The sequence below is a fragment of the Nocardia sp. JMUB6875 genome, assembly GCF_041154655.1.
Taxonomy (GTDB): domain Bacteria; phylum Actinomycetota; class Actinomycetes; order Mycobacteriales; family Mycobacteriaceae; genus Nocardia.
The window spans coordinates 1-4023 of record NZ_BAAFGR010000323.1 but is presented as its reverse complement, the minus strand read 5'-3'; the positions used below and the strand labels follow the sequence as shown (position 1 = coordinate 4023).

The following is a 4023-nucleotide window of genomic DNA, read 5'->3' as shown; positions in this document are numbered from 1 at the left end:
ACCCCCGACGACGCCCCCGTCCCCGAGCCCTGATGCTTCTGTTCCTATTGGCCCTGGCCGGCTTCGCCTTCCTCGATTCCCTCGACATGCTCCTGGTCGGTGTCACCACCGCAGTTGTCTTCGACAGCCGCCTCAGCCGCCGCTCCCCAGTGCCCGGCGCACTCAGCTTCCTGGCCGGGGTCTTCGCCGTCACAACAACTTTCGGCATCACCTTCGTCCTGGGCCTGCGTTTTCTGACCAACCTGGTCAGCTTCGATATCACCCCGACCATGCGCTACTGGGCCGAACTGTTGGTCGGTGTGATCCTGCTGCTTCTGGGCAGTGTGCGACTTTCGAAGGGTGGCGGTGATGCCCCGGTTGTTCCGGCCTGGGCACTCGAGGCCCGTCGAAAGCCATTGCTGCTGGGCCTCGTTGGCGTAGTCATCGGCCTGGCGCAGTCCCCGACCGCGGTTCCCTATCTGGCCGCTCTGACCATGATCTCGGCTCGTGATCCCCACCCGCCGCTGTGGCCTCTGATCATCGTCATCTATTGCGTGATCGCGCTGCTGCCACCGGCGCTGGTGTTGTTGACCTCGCTCCTGCCGCAGAGCCGCGCGCGTCAGTTCTATCGTTCGCTGATACGGGGGCTGAAACGCTTTGGTCCCAAGTGCATCCGCATTCTGCTTCTGCTGGCGGGCATGGGCTTGATCGCCGACGCTCTGATTCACCATGGGGCGCTTTAGCGAGCTCGCGTGGAATCGAGTTGCCGGGAGTGGGGTCCAACGGCTTTGTCGGACTCGGGTGCTCGTGTCGCGCTGGCGTGCGCAGGGACGGGGGAGTGTGGTTGCGTCGCCTGCCCTACCGGACTTGGGCTGACGCCGGGTTGGGAGCCGTAGCCGCCGATTCCGGCCCACGGACTGCACGGATCACCTTTAAAGACAAAACAACTAAAGACAAGAACGACAAGAACCAAGACTCAAAAACGGCCCCGGCTCAGCTCGGCTGCTCGCCGATTCTGAAAGGCGCGAAGTTCTGAAAGGCGTTGTATCACAATGGAATTCGGCTTCCTTGGTGATCGTTTGGGGCGTAGAATTAGCACATGGGTTCGAAAGGGGAGACGCTCGAGGACTGTGGGCTGACCGAACTGGAAGCCGCGGTACGCAACTGCACCGACCGCGTGCAGTACGGCGACCTGACCTCACTGTCGGGCGAGGACGTGGTGGCGGTGATGCAGCGCGTGGAAACCTGCCAGCGCCAGCTCTCGGCGCTGGGGTCGAAGCTGATCATCGAGGCCACCGATCGCGGTCTGCCCGAAACCAGCGGTGCCGGTTCGCCGGTGGCGTTCCTGCGTCACACCCTGCACCTGACCCGTCACGACGCCTCCACCCGCATCAAGATCGCTGCGCAGGTGGGGGAATTCCATCAGGCCGACGGGCAACTCGCACCGCCGGTGCTGGAGGTCACCGCCGAAGCCTATGAGGCGGGCGATATTTCGCGCGATCATGTCCGCAACATCGTCGACGTGATGAACCATCTGCCCGCCGACGTGCCGGGGGAAACCCGCGCGGAGACCGAGCAGATCCTGGTGAACTACTGCTGCGAGGGCTGGCCCGATGACCTGCCGCGCATGGGCCGGGAGATCCTGGCTCGCCTGGATCCGGAAGGCACGGTGGTCAGCGACGCGGATCGTCACCGCCGTCGTGGGATCAAGGTGGGCCGTCCTGGCATCGATGGGATTAGCTGGATCGAGGGTTGGCTCACCCCGCAGTTGCGGGCGTTGTTGGATGCGTTCCTGGCCAAGTACGCGCGCCCGGGCATGTGCAACGGCGAGGATGTCGACAGCCCGAAGGTCTCCGACGCCGTGATCGATTCGACGGTGTTGGATGCGGCGGCGCGTCGCGATCGTCGTGATGCCGGGCAGCGGGTGCACGACGCGTTCATCGCCCTGTTGCAGCCGGGTCTGGATCTGCGCAAGCTCGGCTCCCACCGGGGCATGCCGGTGCAGGTCACCTTGCAGATGAACCTGGCGGATTTGGAGCGTGGTTCGGGTCTTGCGACGACCGCCTCCGGCGTCCAGATGTCGATCAACGAAGCATTGAAGATGGCCGGCGGCACCCGTCCGATCCTGATCGTGAACGACGAGAAGGGGATTCCGCTCTACCTCGCCTACGGGCAGCGCATCGCCTCCTCGGGACAGCGGTTCGGTCTGCTGGCGCGCGATCGTGGCTGCACCTTCCCCGGCTGCGACGCGCCCGCCGACATGTGCGCCGCACACCATGTCACCGACTGGGTGAAGGGTGGCCCGACGGATCTGGACAACCTGGCCCTGGTGTGCGATCACCACCACGCACTCGTGAACGACAGTGTGAATGGCTGGAAGACGGTGATGTTGGGGAAGGATTCCCCGCATCGCGGGCGGGTCGGCTGGATTGCTCCGAAGGCTCTCGACCCCACGGGCACACCGCAAGTCAACGAGAAGCATCACGCCGGGGCGCGGGTCGCTACTGCGGTGGAAGCCAGTCGCCGGGAGTGGGGTCAAACGGCTGCGTGAGACCCCACCGCCCCGCCCCACGGCTGCGCGTCACCTTCAGACCTTTGAAAACTCCACAGCGGTTCTTTCCCCTCCACGCCGGGCCGCTGCGCGGCCGAGCCTCGAGGAGGCTGGTACCGCAGCCAAGCCCGCGAACCCAGCCACCTCCTCTCCCTTCTCCAGGCGTCTTTTATCTTTTGTTCTTTAGTCTTTTCTTCTTTTGTCTCTTGGTCCTTCAGTGCTCGAACTGCCAGCGAGTGGCCCCGTGAGGATCTGTCAGACCAAGCCCGACCGCCGTGTGAATCGTGAACCGGTAGAGATCCCAAGGCCCCGGCCCAGCGCTCTGCGCACTGTAAGGCGCAGTAACCGCATTACCGGAACGCTCCGCAGGCCACCCAGATTCGCGATAAACAGCGGCAACCCGATCGATCTCCCCGACATCGACAACGCGCTGCGCGACCCCGGAGAGCACAAGATCCACCTCAGGGAACCGAAAGGACAGCGTGCAGTAAGGATTCCCCGCCAGGTTCCGAGACTTCTTGGTACCCGGCCCACTGGTGAAGTACAGATTCCCGCCGGTTTCGACGCACCCGATCCCAGCTGAACTGGGTTTCCCACCAGCACTGACGGTCCCGAGGAACGCAGCCGTCTCGGGCAACCCGATCCCGGTTTCGGCGGCCTTGCGGACGAGGTCCCAGGGCAGCTCGCCGGTGCCGTAGATGTTGAGGTCCTGCGCTGATATCGGATCTGTGAGCATGATGTCTCCTCAGCCCGCGGGCCGGAGCTGCGCTATGGCTCGCGGATCGTGGTCTACGGAGAACCAGAGGGTCAATGCGTCGGACGTCCGGGTGGTGTGGATGTCGAGAGGTTCGCCGTAGCGGATGGGCTTGTTGTATTCCAACACGAACCGGTGGGGTGATTGGGTGAGTTCGGGGGCGTCGGCGGTGAATTCGTGGACCGCGTGCCAGTAGGCGGTGTTGGTGATGTGCTGGAAGTGGTCGGTGTCCGTGCGGCGCAGGGGGAATCGGGTGCCGGGGCCGTCGGGGAGTGGGGCGTCGAGCCATTGCTTCCAGCGGAGGCGGTGCTCGTCGGTGGTGGTGCACATGAGATCGAAGAACTCGTCGTGGACGCGGGACGGGCTCATCGTGTCCTTGTTCATGTGGATCCAGAAGCCCTCGGTCTCGATCAGTCCGCCGTTGTCGGAGTCGATGCGGGCCCGCATGGTGCACCAGCGCGGCGAGATGCCGGAGCACCAGCGGCGGATGCGGAGTTGGGCGGGCCAGGTGATGGGGCTGAGCACGTCGATGACGGTGCGCCGGCAGATCCAGTGCGGGTGGGATTCGAGGGCGTCCATGTGGACGAGATGGTCGACGCCCGCGTCCTGCAGGTGCCGGGCGATGCCGTCGATGCGCAGGTACTGGTTCTCGTCCATGTCGACGGTGCCGAGGCGGCGGGTGACGTCGAAGATATGGCCCGAGCCGGGCACCGGCGCCAGGGGCTGGGTGAGCGGGTGG

The 4023-nt window shown here is 64.7% G+C and carries 4 protein-coding genes; 2 read left to right on the top strand and 2 right to left on the bottom strand.

What is annotated here, in order from left to right; all coding sequences use genetic code 11:
• The first annotated feature begins 32 nt into the window (after positions 1-32).
• On the top strand, positions 33-722 hold the full coding sequence (locus ACAM49_RS39140) for a GAP family protein (protein WP_369640565.1): 690 nt from the start codon (positions 33-35) through the stop codon (positions 720-722).
• A gap of 356 nt (positions 723-1078) precedes the next feature.
• Positions 1079-2530: a DUF222 domain-containing protein gene (locus tag ACAM49_RS39135; RefSeq protein ID WP_369640564.1), complete on the top strand. Its 1452-nt coding sequence runs from the start codon at positions 1079-1081 to the stop codon at positions 2528-2530.
• Between the two features lie 214 nt (positions 2531-2744).
• Here ACAM49_RS39135 and ACAM49_RS39130 read toward each other — a convergent pair whose 3' ends face one another.
• Together ACAM49_RS39130 and ACAM49_RS39125 are read right to left on the bottom strand one after the other, a co-directional pair.
• Positions 2745-3266, bottom strand: coding sequence for a pyridoxamine 5'-phosphate oxidase family protein (locus ACAM49_RS39130; RefSeq protein ID WP_369640563.1), 522 nt, complete (start codon positions 3264-3266; stop codon positions 2745-2747).
• 9 nt (positions 3267-3275) lie between these two features.
• Positions 3276-4023, bottom strand: a 748-nt coding sequence (locus tag ACAM49_RS39125; RefSeq protein ID WP_369640562.1) for an acyl-ACP thioesterase domain-containing protein, incomplete at its 5' end; no start/stop codon positions are given.

Excerpts from the sequence above, each read along its gene's own strand:
- ACAM49_RS39130 (WP_369640563.1), bottom strand. The coding sequence starts at position 3,266 with ATGCTCACAGATCCGATATCAGCGCAGGACCTCAACATCTACGGCACC.
- ACAM49_RS39140 (WP_369640565.1), top strand. The coding sequence starts at position 33 with ATGCTTCTGTTCCTATTGGCCCTGGCCGGCTTCGCCTTCCTCGATTCC.
- ACAM49_RS39135 (WP_369640564.1), top strand. The coding sequence starts at position 1,079 with ATGGGTTCGAAAGGGGAGACGCTCGAGGACTGTGGGCTGACCGAACTG.